The sequence below is a fragment of the Bradyrhizobium sp. Mp27 genome, from assembly GCF_029953005.1.
GTDB classification, from domain to species: domain Bacteria; phylum Pseudomonadota; class Alphaproteobacteria; order Rhizobiales; family Xanthobacteraceae; genus Bradyrhizobium; species Bradyrhizobium barranii.
The window spans coordinates 18,752-39,812 of sequence record NZ_JASAUS010000084.1 but is presented as its reverse complement, the minus strand read 5'-3'; the positions used below and the strand labels follow the sequence as shown (position 1 = coordinate 39,812).

Below are 21,061 nucleotides of genomic sequence, written 5' to 3'. Positions count from 1 at the left end.
CCCACGATCCGCACCCTCAATGAAGCGCTTCATCCGAGACCCCCGCAAATCGTGCGGGAATCATACCGCGAGAATCACGTCAAGCGCCGCGTTTTTACACAGCCAGGGTCAAAAGCAGCGATCAGGGGTAAGCGCGGGGTGTGTCGGGTTTACCTCCGTCAGCTGACACGCCGAGACCTGAAGCACGGTTCGGCTCGACGATCGCAATCGCGATGTCCGGCCGCTTGAGGGGACATACGAAGACTGGTCGGTCGACATTGGGAAGACGGCGGGTTAGCCTCCGTCGGAGATGCTACTGGTCTTGATCCAAGGGCCAAGCGACGGTCGTCAGACACAGCATGGCGGAGCCGATCGCGATGCCAACGAAGCGCTCTAGCCCAGGGGTAATATCTGTGATCGGAGCTGGTCCCTGAACTAGGGTGATGAGAAGCCCGAGCGTGAACTGCGTTCCGAGATAGTTGATCTCCCGTCCTGTCTGGATTTGGTAGCCGATCCAGACGCCGGCAGCGAGGGTGAGCACGGTTACAGGCAATCCTGTGCCGAACAGGTCAATAGAGACAAGAGCGACCGCGCTACCAAGCAGGCATCCGAGCGCCCTGTGGGCTATCCTCTCGTAGATCGTAGCGTATCGGCGGTTCCCTACCGCGGCCGATGGGACGATCATGATGACGTACGATGTGACCGCAGTTTGTGAGAACTCCTCAATGCCGAACCACCGCCAGATGAGGGGAAGCAAGGCGACGGCCAGCGCCGCGCGCGTACAGTGCTCGAGCAGCAGCCAATTCTCTCGCAGCCACCTCTCATTCAACACATCACGCAGGCGTCCACACCAGAGCATGTCGTAAGCACGTTGTTCCCTGCGGCTCGGTGTATCCCGGAACAGGCTTGCAACAACAAGGCATGCGCACGTTCCGACCGTAATCTCCGCCACCCGCGTGGCGGCGAAATGCACGACAGCGTCTGGCGAGGCGAGCGCCTCGGTGATTACCATCCCGGCCGTAAGGCCAAAGAACAGCCATGCGTAACTGTAGTTGGTCGCCAGCGACTGAAAGGTGCCGATCCATGACACAAGGAAGAGGAAAACGACCAACAGCAAAGGGTCGTCCGCTGCGCTGGGCGCGAGCAGGAGCCCCAGCAGTGCTCCACCGGCAGTGCCCACGATTCGCATGAGTCCCCGCCGGAATGTCTCGGCGAAGCTGCCACGCATCACCATGTAGCCACTGAATGCTGCCCAGGAGAGATCATCAAGGTTGAGAACGGATGACGTTGCGACAGCGACCAACACCGACAGCACGCGTTTTGCTGCCTCTCTGGCACGCGGGCCGCCAAGCTCGAGCGATTTGAGCTCACGCACCAGGGCTCCCGGTATGGGTCGCAGGGCCGATATCAGGAGCAGCATCGTCAGGATTCCCCTAATCAGTAGATGACCAGGACGCGGGCGTCGACGCCCATGAAGAGTTGGTCGCTCCCAGGAGATTGGAGCAGCGTGAATCGAACTGGAATCCGTCGTTGCAGGCGAATCCAGTTCACCGTTGGAGATACGTAAGGGACTAGTGTCTCGCTTCCTTGCTGGCGACTAATGCCGTGCGCCAGACCTTGGATGCGCGCGCGATAAAGATGCCAGGGATGGCTGTCGAGCCAGATCCAGGCGAGGCCGCCAGGATGGAGGTGTCGTAGATAATATTCCTTGTAATTGGCAACGACGCGCCAGGCGTTTCCATCGACGATCGCAACCGCTGCCTGGCTCGTGGAAACCATGTCGCCAGTTTGAATGGCAAGATGCGTCACGAAACCATCAACGGGCGCCACGACTTTGGTGCGGCCCAGGCGCCATTCGGCGAGAAGACGTGCAGCGTGGGCCGATGAGACGGCAGCCTTATCCAGGCTGAGAGTCTCGTTCGCCTTCTGCAGGGCGGCTTCGGCTGCATGTTGCTGGGCTGCGCTTTGCTCCTCGGTGGTACGAGTCGTGTCGAGGGCCTGCGCGGAGATCGTACCGGACCGGGCAAGCGGCGTGTCACGCCGCAGATTTGCCGCGGCGAGCCTCTCGGCAGCACCCGCCGCTTCCTTCTGCGCCTGCAAAACCTGCAGCTGTGCCCGGTCGACCGGCAGCTGAGCTTCAGTTCGCGCCTCCTCCGCGCGCGCTTGCTCTACGGCCAATCTGAACGGAACCGGATCGATGGTAAAGAGGAGCGTTCCGCGCTCCACCCATTCGTTGTCCTTCACAAAAACCGCTGCGATCGGACCCGTGACTTCCGGCGTGATCGATACGACATCCGACGTGACGTATGCGTCGTCCGTGTAGGCGAACAGATAGCTGGATATCCAGGCCAGAACAGCCGCTGCAATGGCAAGGAGGAACAGCAACGCGCGCTGGCGCCGCGACAAGACGGGCGATCGATCGAGCTCGGGTGTCGCGGACAGCGGAGGTGCAGCAACCGGAAGACTTGGCTCTTTGTTCCTGACCGCCGGCTCAGGGATGGACTTGCCTTTCAGGCTGACATTTACGCGCTGATCCAATTTCGATCGTCCAGGTCAATCGGGCTCCGGATAAGGGATATTTGATTTCAGTTGTCGCGCAGTCAAATATATAGGAGGAACGATCTCGATAGCTTTTGGCACTGACATGGAACTGCGCCACATCCGCTATTTCCTCGCGGTTGCCGAGGAGAAAAACTTCACACGCGCCGCTGCGCGCGTGGGAATCGGGCAGCCGCCGCTGAGCCAACAGATCAAGGATCTTGAGGCCGAAGTCGGGGCTGCGCTCTTCCATCGCATTCCCCAGGGTGCTGAACTGACCGAGGCAGGGCGCGCTTTTCTAGAGAACGTGCGGGTCATTCCTATGCAGGCGGAGCGCTCCATTCGCGCCGCGCAGAGGGCTGCGCGGGGTCAAATCGGTTCGCTGCGGGTGGGCTTTACCAACTCGGCACCATTTAATCCCGTTGTTACCTCGACAATCCGATCGTTTCGCCGAGCTTATCCCGATGTGGATCTGACGCTGGAGGAAGCAAGCACATCCCGCCTCCTTGCGGGCCTTCGGGAAGGAGAGCTGGACGCGGTGTTCCTGCGCCCCGATGAGGGCGAGGACGATCTACAGTTTCGGCGTCTCTCCAACGAGCCGATGCTGGTCGTATTGCCCGCAAGCCATCCGGTGGCGAAGTCGACTGAAATCGATCTTATCAGGCTGAAGGGGGATCCGCTCATTCTGACGCCGCCAGGATCGGCCTGGGTTGACACAGTCATCGCGGCCTGTCGGCGGGCGGGCTTCGAGCCGACCCTCGGGCAGTCCGCGCCGCAGATCAGCTCTGTCGTCAGCCTGGTGGCAGCTGAGCTCGGCTTTTCGCTCGTGCCGGCGTCAATGCGTCAGCTTCATGTTACCGGCGTCACCTATCGTGAGGTAAAAGGGGACGCTCCAATTGTGCGCCTGTCTCTGGCATTCCGGCGTGGCGAGACCTCGAAGATCGTCCGCAACTTCATTGCCCAGGCGGTGGCGTGAGGCAGGGAGAGACAGTCAGACGGAAGCTGAAATGCTGATCGTCAAACGGTCCGACAATCACGAAAATCAGGTACAACCAGTCCGAATTTGCGCATGGTTAGCCGCCGCACGTTGGCCATGCATACATGAGCCAGATGTCCGGCAGCGGGAAAGTAGCGGTGACAGATAGAATGACTGCGATCGAGTTTCTCGTTTGCGGTGGGCCAGGTTTGGTCTCTCAGGAGGTTGTCCATCTGCTCTGAACCGAGGAAGCTGAGGTTGCGAAGCTTCAGTGTTCCAAGGAGAGACCAGATGAACGTCCACAAGAATGGGCCTTTGACGCCCAAAGGTCGAGAGGCGATGGTGCGAGGCGTGGTCGAGGGCGCGGTCATTTTCGACGGATTCAGCCGGAGGCGCCGCGCTCGCCGTCGTCGGTGCGGATGTCAAACAGTTCACTCCGCCGCAAAGACCCTTGATTTCTTCCGGTTCAGCTCTTCGACGACGTCCAGATCGCCGTCGTCGACAACGTCCTCATCCTGAGGATCGCTTCCTGCGTGCGGTTTCGGACTGAACCATTGCGAGACACGGTCCAGATAAAGATAGACAACCGGCGTGGTGAAGAGCGTCAGGACCTGGCTGACCAAGAGACCGCCGACCATGGCGTAGCCGAGCGGTTGACGCAGCTCCGAACCGGTCCCGTGGCCGAGCATCAGCGGCACGCCGCCGAGCACCGCCGCCATCGTGGTCATCAGAATCGGACGGAAGCGCAGCAGACAGGCCCTTCGAATGGCCTCGACCGGCGACAGGCCCTGATCCCGCTCCGCCACGATCGCGAAGTCGACCAGCATGATGCCGTTTTTCTTGACGATGCCGATCAGCAGGACGAGGCCGATCAACCCGATCAGGCTGAAGTCGAAATGGAAGATGAGGAGCGTCGCCAGAGCGCCGACACCGGCCGACGGCAAGGTCGACAGGATCGTCAACGGATGAATGTAGCTCTCGTAGAGCACGCCGAGAATGAGATAGACCACGATCAGCGCCGCCACGATCAGCAAGGGCACGGAGGAGAGAGACTCCTGGAATGCCTTCGCCGTTCCCGCGAACGTCGAGGTGATCGCCGCCGGCACGTTCATCTGCTGTTCCATCGCGTCGATCGCCTGCGTCGCCTGGCCGAGCGCGACGTTGGGCGCGAGGTTGAAGGAGATCGTCACAGCGGGAAACTGGCCCTGATGGTTGATGGCCAGAGGCCGGACCGGAGCCGTGGTCCACTTGGTGAACGCCGACAATGGCACCTCTCCCCCCGTCGTCGGGGAGCGGAGGTAGATCTGCTCCAGCGTGGACGGATTCTTCTGCAGCGAGGGCAGCACCTCGAGGACGACATAGTAGGTCGATAATTGGGTGAAGTAAGTCGCGATCTCGCGCTGCCCGAATGCGTCATACAAGGTCGCGTCGATCACGTCGGGGGTGATCCCGAAACGCGCGGCCTGATTGCGGTCGATCGACAGCGTCAGCGTGGTGCCCGATGTCTGCTGGTCGGACGCGACGTCGCGAAGCTCGGGCATCTCCTTCATCTTCGCGAGCAGCTTCGGGGCCCATGTGTTCAGCTGGTCCATGTCGGTCGACTGCAGGGTGAACTGAAATTGCGTACGGGACGCCCGGCCGCCGACACGTACGTCCTGCGCCGACTGGAGATAGAGCCGTGCGCCCTGGACCTTCGCCGTCTGGACCTGCAGACGACGAATGACCTGGTCGGCCGAGTCGGTGCGTTCATCCCGCGGCTTCAGCGTAATGTACATCGTGCCGTCGTTGAGCGTATTGCCGCTTCCGCCCATCCGCATCGCCATGTGGTCGATCGCCGGATCCTTCAGCACGATCGCGCCGATCTCCTGCATGTGCTTCGCCATATCGGCGATCGACACGTCCTGCGACGTTTCGACAATTCCGGTGATCAGCCCGGTATCCTGCTGCGGAAAGAACCCTTTGGGGATGATCACGAAGAGATAGACCGTCAGCGCGATCGTCGCGAAGAACACCATCAAGGTGATGAAGCGGAAACGCAGCACGAGGTCGAGGCCTCGCTCGTAGCCGTTCACGAGGGCCTGGAACATCCGCTCGCTGAGCATATAGAGCCTGCCGTGACGCTCCTCGTCGTGCGATTTGAGGAAGCGCGACGCCATCATCGGCGTCAACGTCAGCGATACCAGGGCCGACACGGCGATCGTCATCGCGAGCGTCACCGAAAACTCACGGAACAGGCGGCCGATAATGCCGCTCATCAGCAGCAGCGGAATCAAGACCGCGATCAGCGAAATCGAGATCGAGATGATCGTGAAGCCGATTTCGCTCGCGCCCTTGAACGCGGCGGCCATCGGCGTCTCGCCCTCCTCGATGTAGCGGGTGATGTTCTCCAGCATCACGATGGCATCGTCGACCACGAAGCCGACCGCGATGGTGAGAGCCATCAGTGACAGATTATCGAGGCTGTAGCCGGCTATCCACATCAGCGCGCAGGCGCCCAGCAACGCAAGCGGCACCGTGATCGACGGAATAATGGTAGCCCAGACGCTGCGCAGGAAGACGAAGATCACCATCACGACGAGGCCGATCGTCAGCAGCAGCGTGAACTGCACGTCCTTCACCGCCGCGCGGATCGTCTGCGTGCGGTCCGACAGCACCGAGACCTTGATGGCCGGCGAGATACCCGCCTGCAGATGCGGCAGCTGCTTCATGACGCTGTCGACGGTGTCGATGACGTTGGCGCCCGGCTGCTTGAAGATGACCAGGAAGACGCCGGGCTTGCCGTCAACCCAGCCGTACTGGGTATTGTCCAGCGGCGCACTCACGGCATGGCCGATGTCGCCGACACGGACGGGACTGCCGTTCCGATAGGCGATGACGATGTCGTTCCAGGCCTCGGCCTTGGTGAACTGGTCGTTGGCATAGACGGTGTAGGTGCGCGTGTCGCCGTTGAGGGTTCCCTTGGGATTGTTGACGGTGATCACCGAGAGCGGGGTGCGCACGTCCTCCAGCGACAGGCCCTTGGCGACCAGCTTGGCAGGATCGATCTGGACACGGATCGACGGCGCCTGCTGTCCACCGACACTGACCTGGCCGACACCGCTGATATGGCTGATCGCCTGCGCGAGCTTGGTGTAGGTCTCGTCGGACACCTGCGTCATCGGCAGCGTCGTCGACGTGGCGCCGAGCGTGAGAATGGGCGAGTCGGCCGGATTGACCTTTCTGTAGGTCGGCGGGGTCGGCATGTTCTTGGGCAATTGCCCGCTCGCGGCATTGATGGCGGCGAGCACGTCGGAGCCGGCACCGTCGATGTTGCGCGAGAGATCGAACTGCAGAACGATCTGGGTCGAGCTGGTCTGGCTCTGCGACGTCATCTCCGAGACGCCAGGAATGAGCGCAAATTGCGATTCGAGCGGTTGCGCCACCGATGACGCCATCGTTTCAGGGTCCGCGCCGGGAAGGCTGGCGGAGACCTGGATGGTGGGGAAGTCCACTTCCGGCAGTGGCGCCACCGGCAATTGCGGATAGGCGATGATCCCGACGAAGACGATGCCGACCATCAGCAGCGACGTCGCGATGGGGAGGCGAATGAAGGGAGCCGAGATACCGCCAGCCATGTCAGTCCGCCGATCCGGTCTTGGTTCCGCTCGTGGTCCCGTTCTTGGCCTGAGAGGCGTCGGCGCTCGCATTGGTTGTCAGCGCAACCGGACTGGCCGCAGGCGCTTCCTCGACCAACGCGCCGTCGAACAGGCGTGACTGTCCGGCCACCACGATCCTGTCTCCGACGTTCAACCCTTCGGAGACGACGGCATTTGCGTCGCCGCTCTGGCTGACCTTGATCGGCCTGGCGCTGACCTTGCCATTGTCGCCGATCACATAGGCGAACAGACCCGACGGCCCGTGCTGCACGCCATCCTGCGGCACCACGATGACGTCCTTGCGCGTGTCGATCAGCATCCGCGTGGTGACCGACAGGCCGGGCCACAGCGCGTTGTCCTTGTTGTCGAAGCGCGCTTTCAGGCTGATGGTCCCGGTGGCCTGGTTGACCGAATTGTCCATGACCACGAGCCTGCCTTGCGACAGCATCCTGGTTCCGTCCGAGGTCAGCGCCTCGACCGGCACCTCGCCGGTGTCAAAGGCCTTGTCGATGGCCTGCAATTGCTCTTCAGGCTCCGTGAACTGCACGGCGATCGGCTGCAGCTGGGCGATGGTAACGATCCCCGTCGTATCCGCGGCATGCACGATGTTGCCGGGGTCAACCAGCCGGAAACCCGTTCGTCCGCTGATCGGCGCCTTGATCGAGGTGTAACCGAGATTGGTCTGCGCATTGTCGATGGCGGCCTGGTCGCCCTTCACCTGCGCGATCATCTGATCGACCAGGGCCTGCTGGGTATCGAGATTTTGCTGGGTCTCGAATTGCTGCTTCGCGAGCTTCTGAAATCGCTCCAGGTTCAACCGGTCGTTCCTCAGATTGGCTTCGTCCTGCGCCTTCTTCGCCACCGCCTGCTCGAGTGCCGCGGTAAAGGGGCGTTGATCGATCTCCAGAAGCGGATCGCCCTCCTTCACCGTCTGCCCCTGTTTGAAGAACACCTTGGTGATCTGACCGTCGACACGACTCTTGACCGTGACCGTCTTGAACGGCGAGACGACTCCGAGACCGTAGGCGCGCACGGGAAAGTCCGCCTTCTTCACCACGAACGAGGTGACGGGAATCTTCGCTGCGGCCTGACTGGCAGCGCTTTGGGCGGCCGCTGCGGCTGGCTTGACGCTCCCGAGGAGCTCATACCAAATGCCATAGGCCACCGCGGCTATTGCAAGGATTCCAAACAGCGCAACGCTGAGCTTCGGTCGCGTTGACAAATTGATGGCCCTCTAACTGTTTGTACCTGCCTTCAGATAAGCCGACTGATTGCAGGTGAAACCGCCGCCTCGGATTGGAAGTATCGCGGACAAAATCCCAGCGTCAAAATGACGATCGCGTGCGAAAATCTGTACAAATTTTCATGTTCGCTCGCTGCAAAACGCAGCCGCTCGATCAATGCCGTCCAGCGAAGGAATGGCAGAAACAAACAGAAACGAAATGGAGAGACGTGAGAGATCACCGCGGCATCACGCTGAATTGCGCCGGTGCTCGCGAATTTCAGGATCACTCACCTCAAGTCAGGCCTTATCATTGAAATTCAGCAAGCGCTGCTTGATGGGAACGAGGCGCGGGATGAAGGCTGATCAACCGAACCACCGGGGAAATGTCGTACCGTTTCGGACGCGATCAGGAAGCGGCAGAGATCCGGTTGATCACGCACGATCCGGCAACATTTTGCGGATGCTCGACCTCTCGAAGTTCGAACACCATCGCCCCGCTGTCGAGAACCGTCCCAGCATGCGCTCCAACATCGCGGCGATGGTTCTGCTCGGGCTTCTCGTATTCATTGCAACAGAGGACTTTTCCAGGCTCGAGCAAGCGAACCTGTGCTTCGATAAATCGGAATGCAGGAATTGAACAGCGTTCGTCATCGACCGACGGCGTAACGACGAATCGCAACTTCAGCGGCAAGCGTATCGGCCAACCGGCGTTCGCACGGATGTCAGCGATGTCCGGCTTGCCTTCAACGAGGAACGAAGGTCCGGAAGACCCCATTGGCACCGTCCCGCCAATCGTGTAACCCGGCCGAAACCCTCGCCGGGACGGGACGCTGATGAGTGCGGTTGCGACTGATAACGCGGGAGATGGCACCCGCGCGCTGATCTTTGCGCTGCTTGCGCTCGCCTGCGGGCACATGCTCTCGACCTTGCTGCGCACGATTCCCGCCGTCAGTCTCGACCTGATGGCGGCGGATTTCCACATGGAGCCGCAGGCGCTGGCGAGCCTCACCTCGGTCTATCCCTTTGCCTTTGCCGCCGCGCAGATCCCGGTCGGCGCGGCGATGGATCGCTTTGGCGTGCGGCCGGTGTCGCTGAGCCTGCTTATGGGAACCGTGATCGGCGCCATCGCGTCGGGATTCGCGACGGGGCCGGAAAGTTTTGCGGTCGGGCAGGTGATGCTGGGCATCGCGACATCAGGCATGCTGATGTGCCCGATGACGCTGGCGGCCAAGCAATTGTCGGCGGCGCGGTTCGGGCTGTGGTCCGGCGCGATCCTCTCGATCGGCAATATCGGCATGCTGCTGTCCTCGAGCCCGCTCGCCTTCGTGGTCGATACTTACGGCTGGCGCGCCGGATTCTGGATCTCCGCGCTCGGCGGCGTCCTCGTCGCGCTCGCGGTGTTCTTGCTGGTGCCTAGGCAGCCGGCCGAGCACAAGGACGAGTCCTCGCCGCTGTCGCAGATGATTGAGGTGCTCAGGCTGGGACTCTCGCGCCCCCTGCGTGGCCTGATCGCGCTGGCGCTGGTGTCGCTCGCGACCTCGCTGGTGCTGCGCGGCCTGTGGGGCGGACCTTGGCTGATGGAGATCAAGGGACTGACACGGGTCGAGGCCGGCAACCAGCTCGGCGCGTTCACGCTGGCGATGATCGCGGGTCCCCTGTGCATCGGCATGATCGACCGCAGACTCAATCGCCGCCGCGAGCTGGTGGCGGGCACGCATATGGTCGGCGCGCTGCTGCTGGCGCTGATGGCGCTGGGGGCGCCGCATTATGCAGTATCGATCCTGTTCGGCGTGCCCGTGATGCCGCCGCAATATGATCTCGTGCTGTTCGTGCTCATCGGCCTTGCGACCTCCGCCCAGCCGCTGCTGTTCGGCATGTCGCGGCAGCTGGTCGATGCGCAAACCGCGGGCAAGGCGCTCGCGGCGATCAACCTGGCCTTCTTCCTCGGCGCCGCCCTGATGCAGTCGATGACGGGCGCGGTGGCGGCGTTCGCGGGGCTGCCGGCGGTGCTGCTGTTCATGGTGGCGGCGCTACTTCTGGGCGCGCTGATCTTCCTGGCCTATACGCGCACCGCGTAAAGCAGCCTCGCACAACAGCGTGGCGCAGCGGATGCTTGATTTTCCCTGGCGATGACGTCGCGTGCAGTCGGCCAGCTACGCCCGGCTCAGCGCACTGTCACCGGACTTCCCGTTTCTTCCTGTCGCGCCAGCCTCTGTGAAACGTCGCAACCTGCAGTGGTCGTTATTTTCACTGTGACCCGGTGGTTACAGCCGTCGCGTGACTCGCCGGATATTGTGACCCGATCGCGAAGTCGGACAACTGACCAGATGAAGTCGCTGGCCTGTGCGATGCCGACCCGCACGATGCGCTTCAGGCGCCATTGCCGTTAGTTGAAGGAAGATCCTCGCATGACCACCAAGACCCTTTTCAGCGCCATCGCGCTGGCCGTTTCGACGTTGACCTCGGCCATGGCGGCGGACGTGTCGATGCCGTACAAGGCGGCGCCTGCGGCCCCGGCCTTCTCCTGGACCGGTTGCTATGTCGGCGGCAATGGCGGCGGCGGCCGCGGGGTCAACGAGCAGCAGCCCATCGTCGGCCAAGCATTCACCGCCAATCACAACAGCGGCTGGCTCGCCGGTGTGCAGGGCGGCTGTGACTATCAGGTCGGCTCCCTCGTGGTCGGCCTCGAAGGCCAGTTCGACTGGGCCGACATGAAGGATACCGCCACGACACTGATTCCGGGCGGCGGCGTCGGCTTCCTGCTGACGACCCAGCTCGATCGCGTCGCCACCGCGACGGGCCGAATCGGCTACGCCTTCGATCGCGTGCTGTTCTACGCCAAGGGCGGCGCCGCCTTCGCCCACTTCAACCATCAGATGACGCAGACCGATTTCGCCGCCCTCTCGGTTGATTTCAAGGGTTCGCGGGACGTGACCGGATTCGTCGTCGGTGCCGGCCTCGAATATGCGCTGCTGCCAAACCTGTCGTTGAAGGCCGAATACAATTATTTCGACTTTGGCACGAACGGCTACACCCTGAACTGCTCCGGCAATCCCGGCTGCGCCGGCACTCCCTTCTTCCCGGCCAGCGTCCGGCAGAACATGCAAACCGTCATGCTCGGCGTGAACTGGCGATTCAACACGGCTGTCGCCCCGCTCGTCGCGCGATACTGATTTTTGTGCCGAAAGCGTCGGCGGCGCGTCGTGTTCGGCGCGCCGCCGCCGACAGCCGCCGTGGCTTTGATGCGGTCGTCCCTGCCCCGCCCTAAAACTCACCGGACTGTCCGAGAGGCCTTGCGAAACACGGCGCAGCGAAGGATGCTGACGCGCACCGTGCATCAAAGGACCATCTCATGCCTGTCGATACCAAAGCCGCCACCGACCGCCTCATGCGCTTCCTCGCCGTCGAGGGCGTCACCGGACAGGAGGCGGCGATCGGGCGCGAACTCACCGCCGCGCTGAAGGAGAGCGGCGTGCCAGCCAAGGCGATCCGGCTCGACGACGCCAACACCCGCATTCCCGTGCCGACCGAAACCGGCAACCTCATCGTCGACCTGCCCGGCCGCGGCGCGCTGCACAACCAGCCGCGCATCATGTTCATGACCCACATGGACACCGTGCCGCTGTGCGCCGGCGCCAAGCCGAAGAAATCCGGCCGCAAGATCGTCAACGAGGCCAAGACCGCGCTCGGCGGCGACAACCGCTGCGGCTGCGGCGTGCTGGTGACGCTGGCCGCCGAGCTCGCCAAGCAGAAGCTCGATCATCCCCCGATCACGCTGCTGTTCTGCGTGCGCGAGGAGAGCGGGCTCTACGGCGCACGCCACGTCAAGCTGGACGAGCTCGGCTCGCCGGCGATGGCCTTCAACTATGACGGCGGCTCGGCCTCCAACGTCATCATCGGCGCCGTCGGCGCGGACCGCTGGAATGTCGAGATCTTCGGCCGCGCCTCGCATGCCGGCGTTGCACCGGAGCGCGGCATCTCCTCGACCATGATCATGGCGCTCGCGCTTGCCGACGTGAAGGCCGGCGGCTGGTTCGGCAAGGTCGTGAAGGGCAAGAGCCAAGGCACCAGCAATGTCGGCCCCGTCACCGGCGGCGAGGGCCGCCCGGCGGGCGATGCCACCAACGTCGTTACCGACTACGTCCACGTGCGCGGCGAGAGCCGCAGCCACGACGGCAAGTTCTTCAAGGAGATCACCAAGGCCTACAAGGCCGCGTTCGAGAAGGCCGCCAAGAAGGTGACGAACGCGCAGGGCAAGTCCGGCAAGGTCAAGTTCAAGGCCGAGACCGATTATTTTCCGTTCCGCATGAAGGACAATCTCCCCGTCGTCAAACGCGCGGTCGAGGCGGTGTCCGCGGTCGGCGGCACCCCGAACGTCCGCACTGCCAATGGCGGCCTCGATGCCAACTGGATGGTCCGCCACGGCGTTCCTACCGTGACCTTCGGTGCCGGCCAGAACGAGGCGCACACGATCGACGAATGGATCAACCTCGACGAATACGACCGCGCCTGCGCGCTGGCCGTGCAGCTCGCGACGATGCGGTGAGGCGCGTTGCGCGTGAGCTCGGAAAGATCATTTGTCGCCAATGACGGCACCGTCATTGGATATCGGCAACTGGGCTCAGGTCCCGGACTGGTGCTGCTCCATGGCGCGCTGCAGAGCGCAGCGAGCTTTACTGACCTTGGCGCAGCGCTGGCCGACCGCTTCACCGTTCTCATCCCGGACCGGCGCGGTCGTGGTCTGAGCGGACCGTTCCGGCCCGACCACTGCATGGCGACCGAGATCGATGATCTCGGCCGGCTTCTCGCCGAGACGGGCGCACGAAATGTGTTTGCATTGAGCGCCGGGGCCTTGGTTGCCATGCACACCGCGCTCGCCAATCCGGCGATCGTGCGCCTCGTGCTTTACGAGCCGCCGCTCGAATTCGGCGGGGTCCAGCCGCGCTACTGGGCCGCTGGCTATGAGGCGGCCCTGGCGAAGGGGGATCTGCCGGCCGCCCTTGTTGCCGTGCTCAAGGGCACCGGCGACAAAGAGATCATGACAAGGCTCCCCACCTCTGTCCTTAAATCGTTCTTCGCCATGATGATGCGGCTCCGTCCCAACGCGGCCGTTGGCAACGGGCCGCCTCTGGCCACGCTCATCCCGACGGTCCACTACGACATCGAGCTGATTGCGGAGAAAGCCGGCGATCTCGACCGCTTCAGGAGCCTGAGCACGGAAACGCTGCTGCTTGGCGGCGATCGGAGCCAGGGCTATCTCGCCACCGCTCTCGATGCTCTCGCCGCGATCCTGCCGAACGCGACGCGCGTTGAATTCAAGGGCGCCGGACACATCGCGGCAGACAACGAAGGCGACCCGATTCGCGTTGCGGCGGAGCTGCGTCGTTTCTTCGCATGAAGTCGTCCGCAGGATGGGGAGAGTGCAGCGAAACCCATCGCCGCGGTAATGAAGATGATGGGTTTCGCTTCGCTCTACCCATCCTACAGAACTGCCCTGCATCGCCCGCGGTTGCCCGCCGATGCCTGCCGGCCTAGCCTGCAAGGAAAAGCAGGAAGGAAACATGGCACGCATCTCGACAATCGAGACCGGGTTCTACCGGATTCCCCTGCCCGTCACGCTGTCCGACTCCACCCACGGCGAGATCGCGGCGTTCGAGCTGATCACCTGCCGCATCCGCGATGCCGACGGCGCCGAAGGCGTCGGCTACACCTACACGGTCGGGCGCAATGGCGGGGCGACTGCCGACATCCTCAAACGCGAGATCCCGCCACTCGTGGAGGGACGCGAGGCCGACGACACCGAGGCGATCTGGCATCACGTCTGGTGGGGCCTGCATTATGGCGGGCGCGGCGGACCGGCGGTCTTGGCGTTGTCCGCGCTCGACATCGCGTTGTGGGACCTGAAGGCGCGGCGCGCGAAATTGCCGCTGTTCCGCCTGCTCGGCGGCTTCGATGCGCACGTGCCCTGCTATGCCGGCGGCATCGACCTCGATCTCTCCGTCGAGGCGCTGCTCGCCCAGACCGACGGCAATCTCGCCAAGGGCTTTCGCGCCATCAAGATGAAGGTCGGCCGGCCCGATCTCAAATCCGACGTCGCGCGCGTCGCGGCGATGCGACAGCATCTCGGCGACGGCTTTCCGCTGATGGCGGACGCCAACATGAAATGGACGGTCGAGGACGCGATCCGCGCCGCCCGCGCCTTCGTTCCCTACGACCTCACCTGGCTCGAGGAGCCTGTTATCCCCGACGACGTCGCGGGCCATGCCCGCATCATGCAGACCGGCGGCGTGCCGATCGCGGCCGGCGAGAATCTGCGCTCGCTGTGGGAGTTCAAGAACTACATCATCGCCGGCGCCGTGTCCTATCCCGAGCCAGACGTCACCAATTGCGGCGGCGTGAGTGCGTTCATGAAGATCGCGCGGCTGGCGGAGGCGTTCAATCTCCCGGTTACCAGCCACGGCGCGCACGACATCACGGTGCATTTGCTCGCGGCCTGCCCGAATCGCTCGTATCTGGAAGCGCATGGTTTCGGGCTGGACAAGTATATCGAGCACCCGCTGGTGCTCGCGGACGGCAAGGCGCTGGCGCCGGACCGGCCGGGCCACGGCATCAGCTTCGACTGGAAGGGACTGGCGAAGCTCTCGCCGTAGGGCAATCCGTCATGGCCGAAGAAAGACGTGGATGGCCGGGTCATAGGCGAGCGGAAGCGACGCCGTCCTTCGGACGGCTATGCCCGGCCATGACGATGTTGCTGCACGCGAGGCATTCGCAGGCGCTTGACGGGTCGGCTCAATATTCGGCTATGCTGGCATTAGCCGGCCCTCCTTGCGAAAGATCCCCGCCTTGCCCCCCGAACTGCACCAGAAACTGACCCAGTGGCGCCGGCATCTGCATGCGCACCCGGAACTGGGCCTCCACGAGAAGGCCACCTCTGCCTTCGTGCAGGAGAAGCTCACCGAGCTCGGCATTCCCTTCGAAGCGGGCATCGGCGGCCACGGCGTCGTTGCGACGCTGACGCGAGGGGCGGCGCAGGGCCGCGTCGGCCTGCGCGCCGACATGGACGCGCTGCCGATCACCGAGGACACCGGCCTGCCCTACGCCTCGACGACATCAGGCGTGATGCATGCCTGCGGCCATGACGGGCACACCGCCTCGCTGCTCGGCGCGGCGGCGCTGCTGGTGGCCGACACCAGCTGGAGCGGCACCGTCGACTTCATCTTCCAGCCGGCCGAGGAAGGACTTGGCGGCGCGCGCGCGATGGTCGGCGCGGGCCTGTTCGACCGCTTTCCGATGACGCGGGTGTTCGGCTTCCACAACTGGCCGGGGCTCGCAGCCGGCACCATTGCGGTCCATGACGGCGTCGTGATGGCCTCCGGCGGACGCGTCAGCATCACCATCGACGGCCATGCCGGACATGCCGGCATGCCGCATCTGACCCGCGATCCCGTGATGGCGGCGGGACACCTGATTGTGGCGCTGCAATCGGTCGTGTCGCGCAGCATCGATCCGCTCGACACCGCTGTGCTCTCGCTGTGCACGCTCGAAGGCGGCACGGCGCGCAACCAGATCGCGGGACGCGTCACCATCGGCGGCACGCTGCGGTATCATCGCGACGCGGTGAAGGACGTCATCCTGGCGCGGATCGGAGAGGTCTGCGCGGGCATTGCAACGACCTTCGGCGTCAAGGTCACGCCCGAAATCGTCATGGGCGTCGGCGTGGTGGTCAACACACCGGCCGAGGCGGGCCTGGCGCGCCTCGCCGCGGAGAAAGTGCAGACCGAGGTGCGACGCGATCTCGCGCCGAGCATGGCCGGCGAGGATTTCGCCTTCTTCCTCAAGCAGTGCCCCGGCGCCTTCGCCTGGATCGGCAATGGTGAATTGCGCGACGGCGCAGAGCTGCACGGCCCGCGCTACGATTTCAACGACGCGATCTTGCCGGTCGCTTCGAGCTGGATGGCCGAGGTCGCCAAGGTGGCGCTGAAGTCGAACTGACCCCGGAACGGCCGGGCCACGGATCCCCTGCGCATGACGTCGGCCGTGCGCCGACCGTCCCGCCGCACTGTCCCACCGACACTTTTTTCTTTGGCCTGCAACCCTTTGAACATGCAGCGGCGATGACTGCCCGAGCGGGCGCGTTGCAGCACCGCACCGTCGCGCGCGCTTGACGCGGGACGTGCGGGTAGGAATAATGAAATTATAGAACAATTGTTCGCATTCCGAACATTCTGCAGCGGGACCAAGCGGGCTCACAACACCGCATCCGCGTCACCAGAGGAAACGTCATCGATGCAAGCCATCCTCAATGGCGACAGCACGCTCATCGTCGCAATGATCGTCGCCTACATCGCCTTCACGTCCTGGCTCACGTTCAGGCTGCGCAGCAGGACCAGCGATCAGTTCATGACGGGCGCACGCGCGATGCCGGCGGTGGTCGTCGGCGTGCTGATGATGTCCGAATTCGTCGGCGCCAAATCGACCGTCGGCACGGCGCAGGAAGCGTTCCAGTCGGGCATGGCGGCGGGGTGGGCCGTGCTCGGCGCCTCGATCGGCTTCCTGCTGTTCGGGTTCCTGATGGTGAAGAAGCTCTACAGCTCCGGCGAATACACCATCTCGGCGGCGATCGCGCAGAAATACGGCAAGTCGACCATGCTCACGGTGTCGGTGATCATGATCTACGCGCTGCTCCTCGTGAACGTCGGCAACTATGTGAGCGGCGCGGCCGCGATCGCCACCGCACTGCATGTCAGCATGCCCGTTGCGATGTGCATCATCGCCGTGGTCAGCACCTTCTACTACGTGTTCGGCGGGCTGAAGGGCGTCGCCTGGGTGACGATCCTGCACAGCGCCATCAAGGTCGTCGGCATCGTCATCATATTCTCGGTTGCGATGTCGCTGACCGGCGGCATCGCGCCGATCCAGGCCAAGCTGCCCGCCTATTACTTCAGCTGGGACGGCAAGATCGGCTTTGCGACCATCTTCGCCTGGACCTTCGGCACCGTCGGCGCGATCTTCTCGACCCAGTTCATCGTGCAGGCGATCTCCTCGACGCCGAGCGCCGACGACGCGCGCAGGGCCACCTTCTATGCGGCGGCGTTCTGCCTGCCGCTCGGATTCCTGCTCGCCTTGATCGGCGTCTCCGCGAAATTCCTCTATCCCGACATGAACAGCCTCTACGCGCTGCCGGTGTTTTTGGAGAAGATGCCGCCGCTGGCCTCGGCTTTCGTGACGACCTCGCTCGTCGCCTCGATCTTCGTCAGCGTCTGCACGGTTGCGCTCGCGATCGCCTCGCTGGTGGTGCGCGACTTCTACGTCCCCTACTGGAAGCCGACGCCGGAGCGGGAGCTGAAGATGACCCGCCTGTTCTCGGTGGCGATCGGCATCGCGCCGCTGGTCTTCGTCTTCTTCATTCCGGAAATCCTCAAGCTGTCGTTCTTCACGCGCGCGCTGCGCCTGTCGATCACCATCATCGCGATGATGGGCTTCTATCTGCCGCTGTTTGCCAGCAACCGCGGCGCCACCGCGGGCCTGATCGGCGCCGCGATCTCGACGACGGCCTGGTACATGCTCGGAAACCCCTTCGGCATCGACAACATGTATGTCGCGGCCGCGACGCCGCTGGTGGTGATGGCGGTCGAGCGCCTGGTGATGGGCCGCGCTCCGGCCGCCGCCACGACGCCGCAGCCAAATGCATTGATGGAAAGGACTTCGACATGATCATCGATACCGGGATCGTGACCACCGACATCGGGATCGTCGCCGATGGCGTCGTTCGCCCGGCCGCCGGCGATCCCGACCGGTCCGACGCTTTCATTCCCTCGCCTTGCGTGCAGAACCACGCCGCCAATCTGATGCCGCTCGCGAACGGCGATCTGGCCTGCGTCTGGTTCGGCGGCACGCAGGAGGGCATGTCGGACATCTCGGTCTATTTTTCGCGCCTCGCTCGCGGAGCGACGCAGTGGTCTCCGGCCGAAAAGCTGTCCGACGACAACGGACGTTCGGAGCAGAACCCGGTGCTGTTTCCCGCACCTGACGGCACGCTGTGGCTGATGTGGACGCCGCAGCTGGCGGGCAACCAGGACACCGCGCTGATCCGCCGCCGCCTCTCCCGCGACAACGGCAGGAGCTGGGGCCCGATCGAGACGCTGTTTCCCGAGCAGCGCGGCCGCGGCACCTTCATCCGGCAACCGATCGTCGTGCTCGACAATGGCGACTGGCTGCTGCCCGTGTTCTATTGCCACAGCACGCCGGGTCGGAAATGGAACGGCGACGAGGACACCAGCGCGGTGAAGATCTCGTCCGATTCCGGCGCGACCTGGCGCGACGTCGACGTCCCCGGCAGCCGCGGCTGCGTGCATATGTGCATCGCGCGCCTCGACGACGGCTCGCTGATTGCCCTCTGCCGCAGCCGCTGGGCGGACAACATCTATCAGAGCCGGTCCACCGACCACGGCCGCACCTGGTCGGCGCCGGTCCAGACCGTGCTGCCCAACAACAACTCCTCGATCCAGGTCACGCGGCTTGGCAACGGTCATCTCGCGCTGGTCTTCAACGATTCCAGCGCCAGGGATGCGACCGGGCGCCGCCTCTCGCTCTATGACGAGATCGAGGACGATTTGCCGCCCGTGCTCGCCGGCGACGGCAAGACGACGGACGAACGCACCGCGTTCTGGGGCGCGCCGCGGGCGCCGATGACGCTGGCCGTCTCCGCCGACGGCGGGCGGACGTGGAGCAAACGCAACGTCGAGACCGGTGACGGCTTTTGCATGACCAACAATTCACGCGATCAGACCAATCGCGAACTGTCCTATCCTTCGGTCAAGGAGACCGCCGACGGGGCGATCCACATGGCCTTCACCTTCCATCGCCGCGCGATCAAATATGTGCGCGTGACCGAGCCATGGGTGAAGCGCGCCACGCGGGGCTGAGGTCATGGACAAGAGGCCGCACGCGCTCGTCACGGGCGCCAGCTCAGGGATCGGCGCTGCGATCGTCGAACGGCTGCTGCGCGATGGCTGGCGCGTCACCGGCATCAGCCGGCGTCCCGCACATCCGGCCTTCGATCACCTCTCGCTCGATCTCGAGGAGGTCGATGGCATCGCGAACGCCGTCGCAGGCATCGCGCCGACCGCACTCGTTCACGCGGCCGGCATGCTCAAGGTCGGCGAGCTTGGATCGCTCGACCATAACAGCGGCACCGCGATGTGGCGGCTGCATGTCGATGTCGCCGAGCGTCTCGCCAACGCGCTGGCGCCGCACTTGCCGAATGGAGGTCGCATCGTCCTCATCGGCAGTCGCACCGCCTCAGGCGCGGCCGGCCGCGGGCAATATGCCGCGACCAAGGCGGCGCTGGTGGCGCTCGCGCGGTCCTGGGCCATCGAGCTTGCGCCGCGCGGCATCACGGTCAACGTCGTTGCGCCCGCCGCAACGGAGACACCGATGCTGAAAGACCCGACGCGCGCCAATGTCGCGCCAAAACTGCCACCGATCGGCCGCTTCATTCGCCCGGAGGAAGTCGCGCACGCAGTGGCGTTCCTGCTTTCGCCGGAGGCTGCGGCCATCACCGGACAGCAGCTCGTCATCTGCGGCGGCAGCTCGCTCTAGGCGCACGGCCGCAATCACGGTCGGCCCGCAATTGCGCGAGGGACAGCCCTCGCGCGGCGGTTTCCCTCACATCATCGAGATCGACAATTACGGCGATCAGCGCGTGGCCGCGATCCTTGCGCGGAAGCTCGCCTGCCCCTGCATGATCTTGTCGAGCAGTGCATCGAGCGCCCAGAACCGCTCGCGGATGTCGAAATCGATGGTCCGGCTGTGGGCGCAGGCGAACGTGCCGAGCCTCTGATGGTACAGCTTGGCCAGCTTGGGATATCCCATCGGCTCGGCCATCGCCGCGAGGGCGAGATAGACGGAGAGATCGTCCGCCAGCGCCGGATGTCGCGCGCTGTCGGTCAACAGCCATTTGTAGAGATCGGGATGGAAGTTCGTGAACACGCCGGTGAAGCCGGCGGATCCGCTTCTGATGGCGTCGAAGGCGATCGCCGCATTGGCATTGACGATGGCGAGCGAGGAGTTTTTCGTCAGCGCCACGCGACGCTTCACGGTCTCGAGGTCGCAGGACACGTCCTTGAGGATCGCGAAGCGCCCGCTCTCGGCGCAGAACGCCAGCTCGTCGTCGGACATGAGCCGCCGGAACGGCGCGGGACATTCGTAGAGGCCGAGCGGAAGATCGGCGGGCAGCGCATCGAGCAGATGGCGCAGATCATCCATGAAGACCGTGCCGCCCTGCCGCTTCGGATCGAACCGGTTCGTCACCAGCACCAATCCGTCCACGCCGGTCGCGGCGATGGAGGTCAGCTCGGTCACTTGATCGTCGCGGGATCCACTGACGTGGCCTGACGCGATGACAGGCACCCGGCCCGCCGCCTGCCGCACGACGAAGCGCGCCAGCGCGACGCGCTCCTCGAGGCTCAAGAACTGCATCTCGCTCGACTGGGCCACGGCGAACAGCGCGTCCGCGCCATTGGCAATGTACCATTCGACGAGATTTTCGAGGCCCGCATAGTCGATCGCGTCGGCTTCGGTGAACGGCGTCAGCATCACCGGAATGATGCCCTTGATGGTTGCGGTCACAAATCGGCTCCCAAGACGTTGAATTCGGTGACAGGCAGGAGCCTGCCGCTCACGCGTCTTGCAACGCGTGAGCGTATC

Annotated in this window: 17 protein-coding genes; 10 read left to right on the top strand and 7 right to left on the bottom strand. The window is 63.9% G+C overall.

What is annotated here, in order from left to right; translation table 11 throughout:
- Positions 1-292: 292 nt before the first annotated feature.
- Together QJT78_RS32115 and QJT78_RS32110 are read right to left on the bottom strand one after the other, a co-directional pair.
- Entirely contained in the window at positions 293-1,354 is a 1,062-nt protein-coding gene (locus QJT78_RS32115) for an FUSC family protein (protein WP_162136532.1), read from the bottom strand.
- Positions 1,355-1,416: 62 nt separating this feature from the next.
- The gene (locus QJT78_RS32110; protein ID WP_049810222.1) at positions 1,417-2,517 is read right to left on the bottom strand and encodes an HlyD family secretion protein; all 1,101 of its coding nucleotides are present in this window, start codon (positions 2,515-2,517) and stop codon (positions 1,417-1,419) included.
- 106 nt (positions 2,518-2,623) lie between these two features.
- On the opposite strand from QJT78_RS32110, the gene QJT78_RS32105 reads away from it, so the two are divergent.
- Positions 2,624-3,493: a LysR family transcriptional regulator gene (locus tag QJT78_RS32105; protein WP_038944109.1), complete on the top strand. Its 870-nt coding sequence runs from the start codon at positions 2,624-2,626 to the stop codon at positions 3,491-3,493.
- Positions 3,494-3,924: 431 nt separating this feature from the next.
- On the opposite strand, the gene QJT78_RS32100 is transcribed toward QJT78_RS32105, so the two are convergent.
- From QJT78_RS32100 to QJT78_RS32085, 4 genes are all read right to left on the bottom strand, one after another.
- Positions 3,925-7,107 (bottom strand): efflux RND transporter permease subunit, encoded by a 3,183-nt coding sequence (locus QJT78_RS32100; protein ID WP_028151889.1) that lies wholly within the window; start codon positions 7,105-7,107, stop codon positions 3,925-3,927.
- 1 nt (position 7,108) lies between these two features.
- Positions 7,109-8,350, bottom strand: a complete 1,242-nt coding sequence (locus QJT78_RS32095; protein WP_038944108.1) for an efflux RND transporter periplasmic adaptor subunit — start codon at positions 8,348-8,350, stop codon at positions 7,109-7,111.
- Positions 8,351-8,382: 32 nt separating this feature from the next.
- The gene (locus QJT78_RS32090; RefSeq protein ID WP_157790083.1) at positions 8,383-8,640 is read right to left on the bottom strand and encodes a hypothetical protein; all 258 of its coding nucleotides are present in this window, start codon (positions 8,638-8,640) and stop codon (positions 8,383-8,385) included.
- A gap of 119 nt (positions 8,641-8,759) precedes the next feature.
- On the bottom strand, positions 8,760-9,128 hold the full coding sequence (locus QJT78_RS32085; protein WP_155257958.1) for a hypothetical protein: 369 nt from the start codon (positions 9,126-9,128) through the stop codon (positions 8,760-8,762).
- A 58-nt stretch (positions 9,129-9,186) separates the two neighbouring features.
- On the opposite strand from QJT78_RS32085, the gene QJT78_RS32080 reads away from it, so the two are divergent.
- From QJT78_RS32080 to QJT78_RS32040, 9 genes are all read left to right on the top strand, one after another.
- Entirely contained in the window at positions 9,187-10,431 is a 1,245-nt protein-coding gene (locus tag QJT78_RS32080) for an MFS transporter (protein WP_028151887.1), read from the top strand.
- A gap of 330 nt (positions 10,432-10,761) precedes the next feature.
- Positions 10,762-11,526 carry an outer membrane beta-barrel protein gene (locus QJT78_RS32075; RefSeq protein WP_049807792.1) on the top strand — a complete coding sequence of 255 codons (765 nt, stop codon included), beginning with the start codon at positions 10,762-10,764 and terminating at the stop codon, positions 11,524-11,526.
- Between the two features lie 179 nt (positions 11,527-11,705).
- Positions 11,706-12,899 (top strand): M20/M25/M40 family metallo-hydrolase, encoded by a 1,194-nt coding sequence (locus tag QJT78_RS32070; protein WP_028156933.1) that lies wholly within the window; start codon positions 11,706-11,708, stop codon positions 12,897-12,899.
- 90 nt (positions 12,900-12,989) lie between these two features.
- Entirely contained in the window at positions 12,990-13,751 is a 762-nt protein-coding gene (locus QJT78_RS32065) for an alpha/beta hydrolase (RefSeq protein ID WP_202801351.1), read from the top strand.
- Positions 13,752-13,914: 163 nt separating this feature from the next.
- A complete protein-coding gene (locus QJT78_RS32060; RefSeq protein ID WP_028151884.1) occupies positions 13,915-15,003 on the top strand; it encodes a mandelate racemase/muconate lactonizing enzyme family protein in 1,089 nt (362 codons plus the stop codon).
- A 193-nt stretch (positions 15,004-15,196) separates the two neighbouring features.
- Positions 15,197-16,345 carry an amidohydrolase gene (locus QJT78_RS32055; RefSeq protein ID WP_028151883.1) on the top strand — a complete coding sequence of 383 codons (1,149 nt, stop codon included), beginning with the start codon at positions 15,197-15,199 and terminating at the stop codon, positions 16,343-16,345.
- Between the two features lie 294 nt (positions 16,346-16,639).
- Positions 16,640-18,067: a sodium:solute symporter family protein gene (locus QJT78_RS32050; RefSeq protein ID WP_038944105.1), complete on the top strand. Its 1,428-nt coding sequence runs from the start codon at positions 16,640-16,642 to the stop codon at positions 18,065-18,067.
- Positions 18,064-19,278, top strand: a complete 1,215-nt coding sequence (locus QJT78_RS32045; RefSeq protein ID WP_038944104.1) for an exo-alpha-sialidase — start codon at positions 18,064-18,066, stop codon at positions 19,276-19,278. The genes QJT78_RS32050 and QJT78_RS32045 overlap by 4 nt, the downstream gene beginning before the upstream one ends.
- Positions 19,279-19,282: 4 nt before the next feature.
- Positions 19,283-19,954 carry an SDR family oxidoreductase gene (locus QJT78_RS32040; protein ID WP_028151881.1) on the top strand — a complete coding sequence of 224 codons (672 nt, stop codon included), beginning with the start codon at positions 19,283-19,285 and terminating at the stop codon, positions 19,952-19,954.
- 96 nt (positions 19,955-20,050) lie between these two features.
- Here the strand turns inward: QJT78_RS32040 and QJT78_RS32035 are convergent, their stop codons facing one another.
- Complete coding sequence (locus tag QJT78_RS32035; RefSeq protein WP_028151880.1) at positions 20,051-20,983, bottom strand: dihydrodipicolinate synthase family protein; 933 nt, start codon at positions 20,981-20,983, stop codon at positions 20,051-20,053.
- Positions 20,984-21,061 lie beyond the last annotated feature (78 nt).

Bases quoted from the DNA above. Each gene is read 5' to 3' on its own strand.
- QJT78_RS32105 (WP_038944109.1), top strand. From the start codon at position 2,624: ATGGAACTGCGCCACATCCGCTATTTCCTCGCGGTTGCCGAGGAGAAA.
- QJT78_RS32085 (WP_155257958.1), bottom strand. From the start codon at position 9,128: ATGGGGTCTTCCGGACCTTCGTTCCTCGTTGAAGGCAAGCCGGACATC.
- QJT78_RS32075 (WP_049807792.1), top strand. From the start codon at position 10,762: ATGACCACCAAGACCCTTTTCAGCGCCATCGCGCTGGCCGTTTCGACG.
- QJT78_RS32100 (WP_028151889.1), bottom strand. From the start codon at position 7,107: ATGGCTGGCGGTATCTCGGCTCCCTTCATTCGCCTCCCCATCGCGACG.
- QJT78_RS32045 (WP_038944104.1), top strand. From the start codon at position 18,064: ATGATCATCGATACCGGGATCGTGACCACCGACATCGGGATCGTCGCC.
- QJT78_RS32040 (WP_028151881.1), top strand. From the start codon at position 19,283: ATGGACAAGAGGCCGCACGCGCTCGTCACGGGCGCCAGCTCAGGGATC.
- QJT78_RS32050 (WP_038944105.1), top strand. From the start codon at position 16,640: ATGCAAGCCATCCTCAATGGCGACAGCACGCTCATCGTCGCAATGATC.
- QJT78_RS32060 (WP_028151884.1), top strand. From the start codon at position 13,915: ATGGCACGCATCTCGACAATCGAGACCGGGTTCTACCGGATTCCCCTG.
- QJT78_RS32080 (WP_028151887.1), top strand. From the start codon at position 9,187: ATGAGTGCGGTTGCGACTGATAACGCGGGAGATGGCACCCGCGCGCTG.
- QJT78_RS32070 (WP_028156933.1), top strand. From the start codon at position 11,706: ATGCCTGTCGATACCAAAGCCGCCACCGACCGCCTCATGCGCTTCCTC.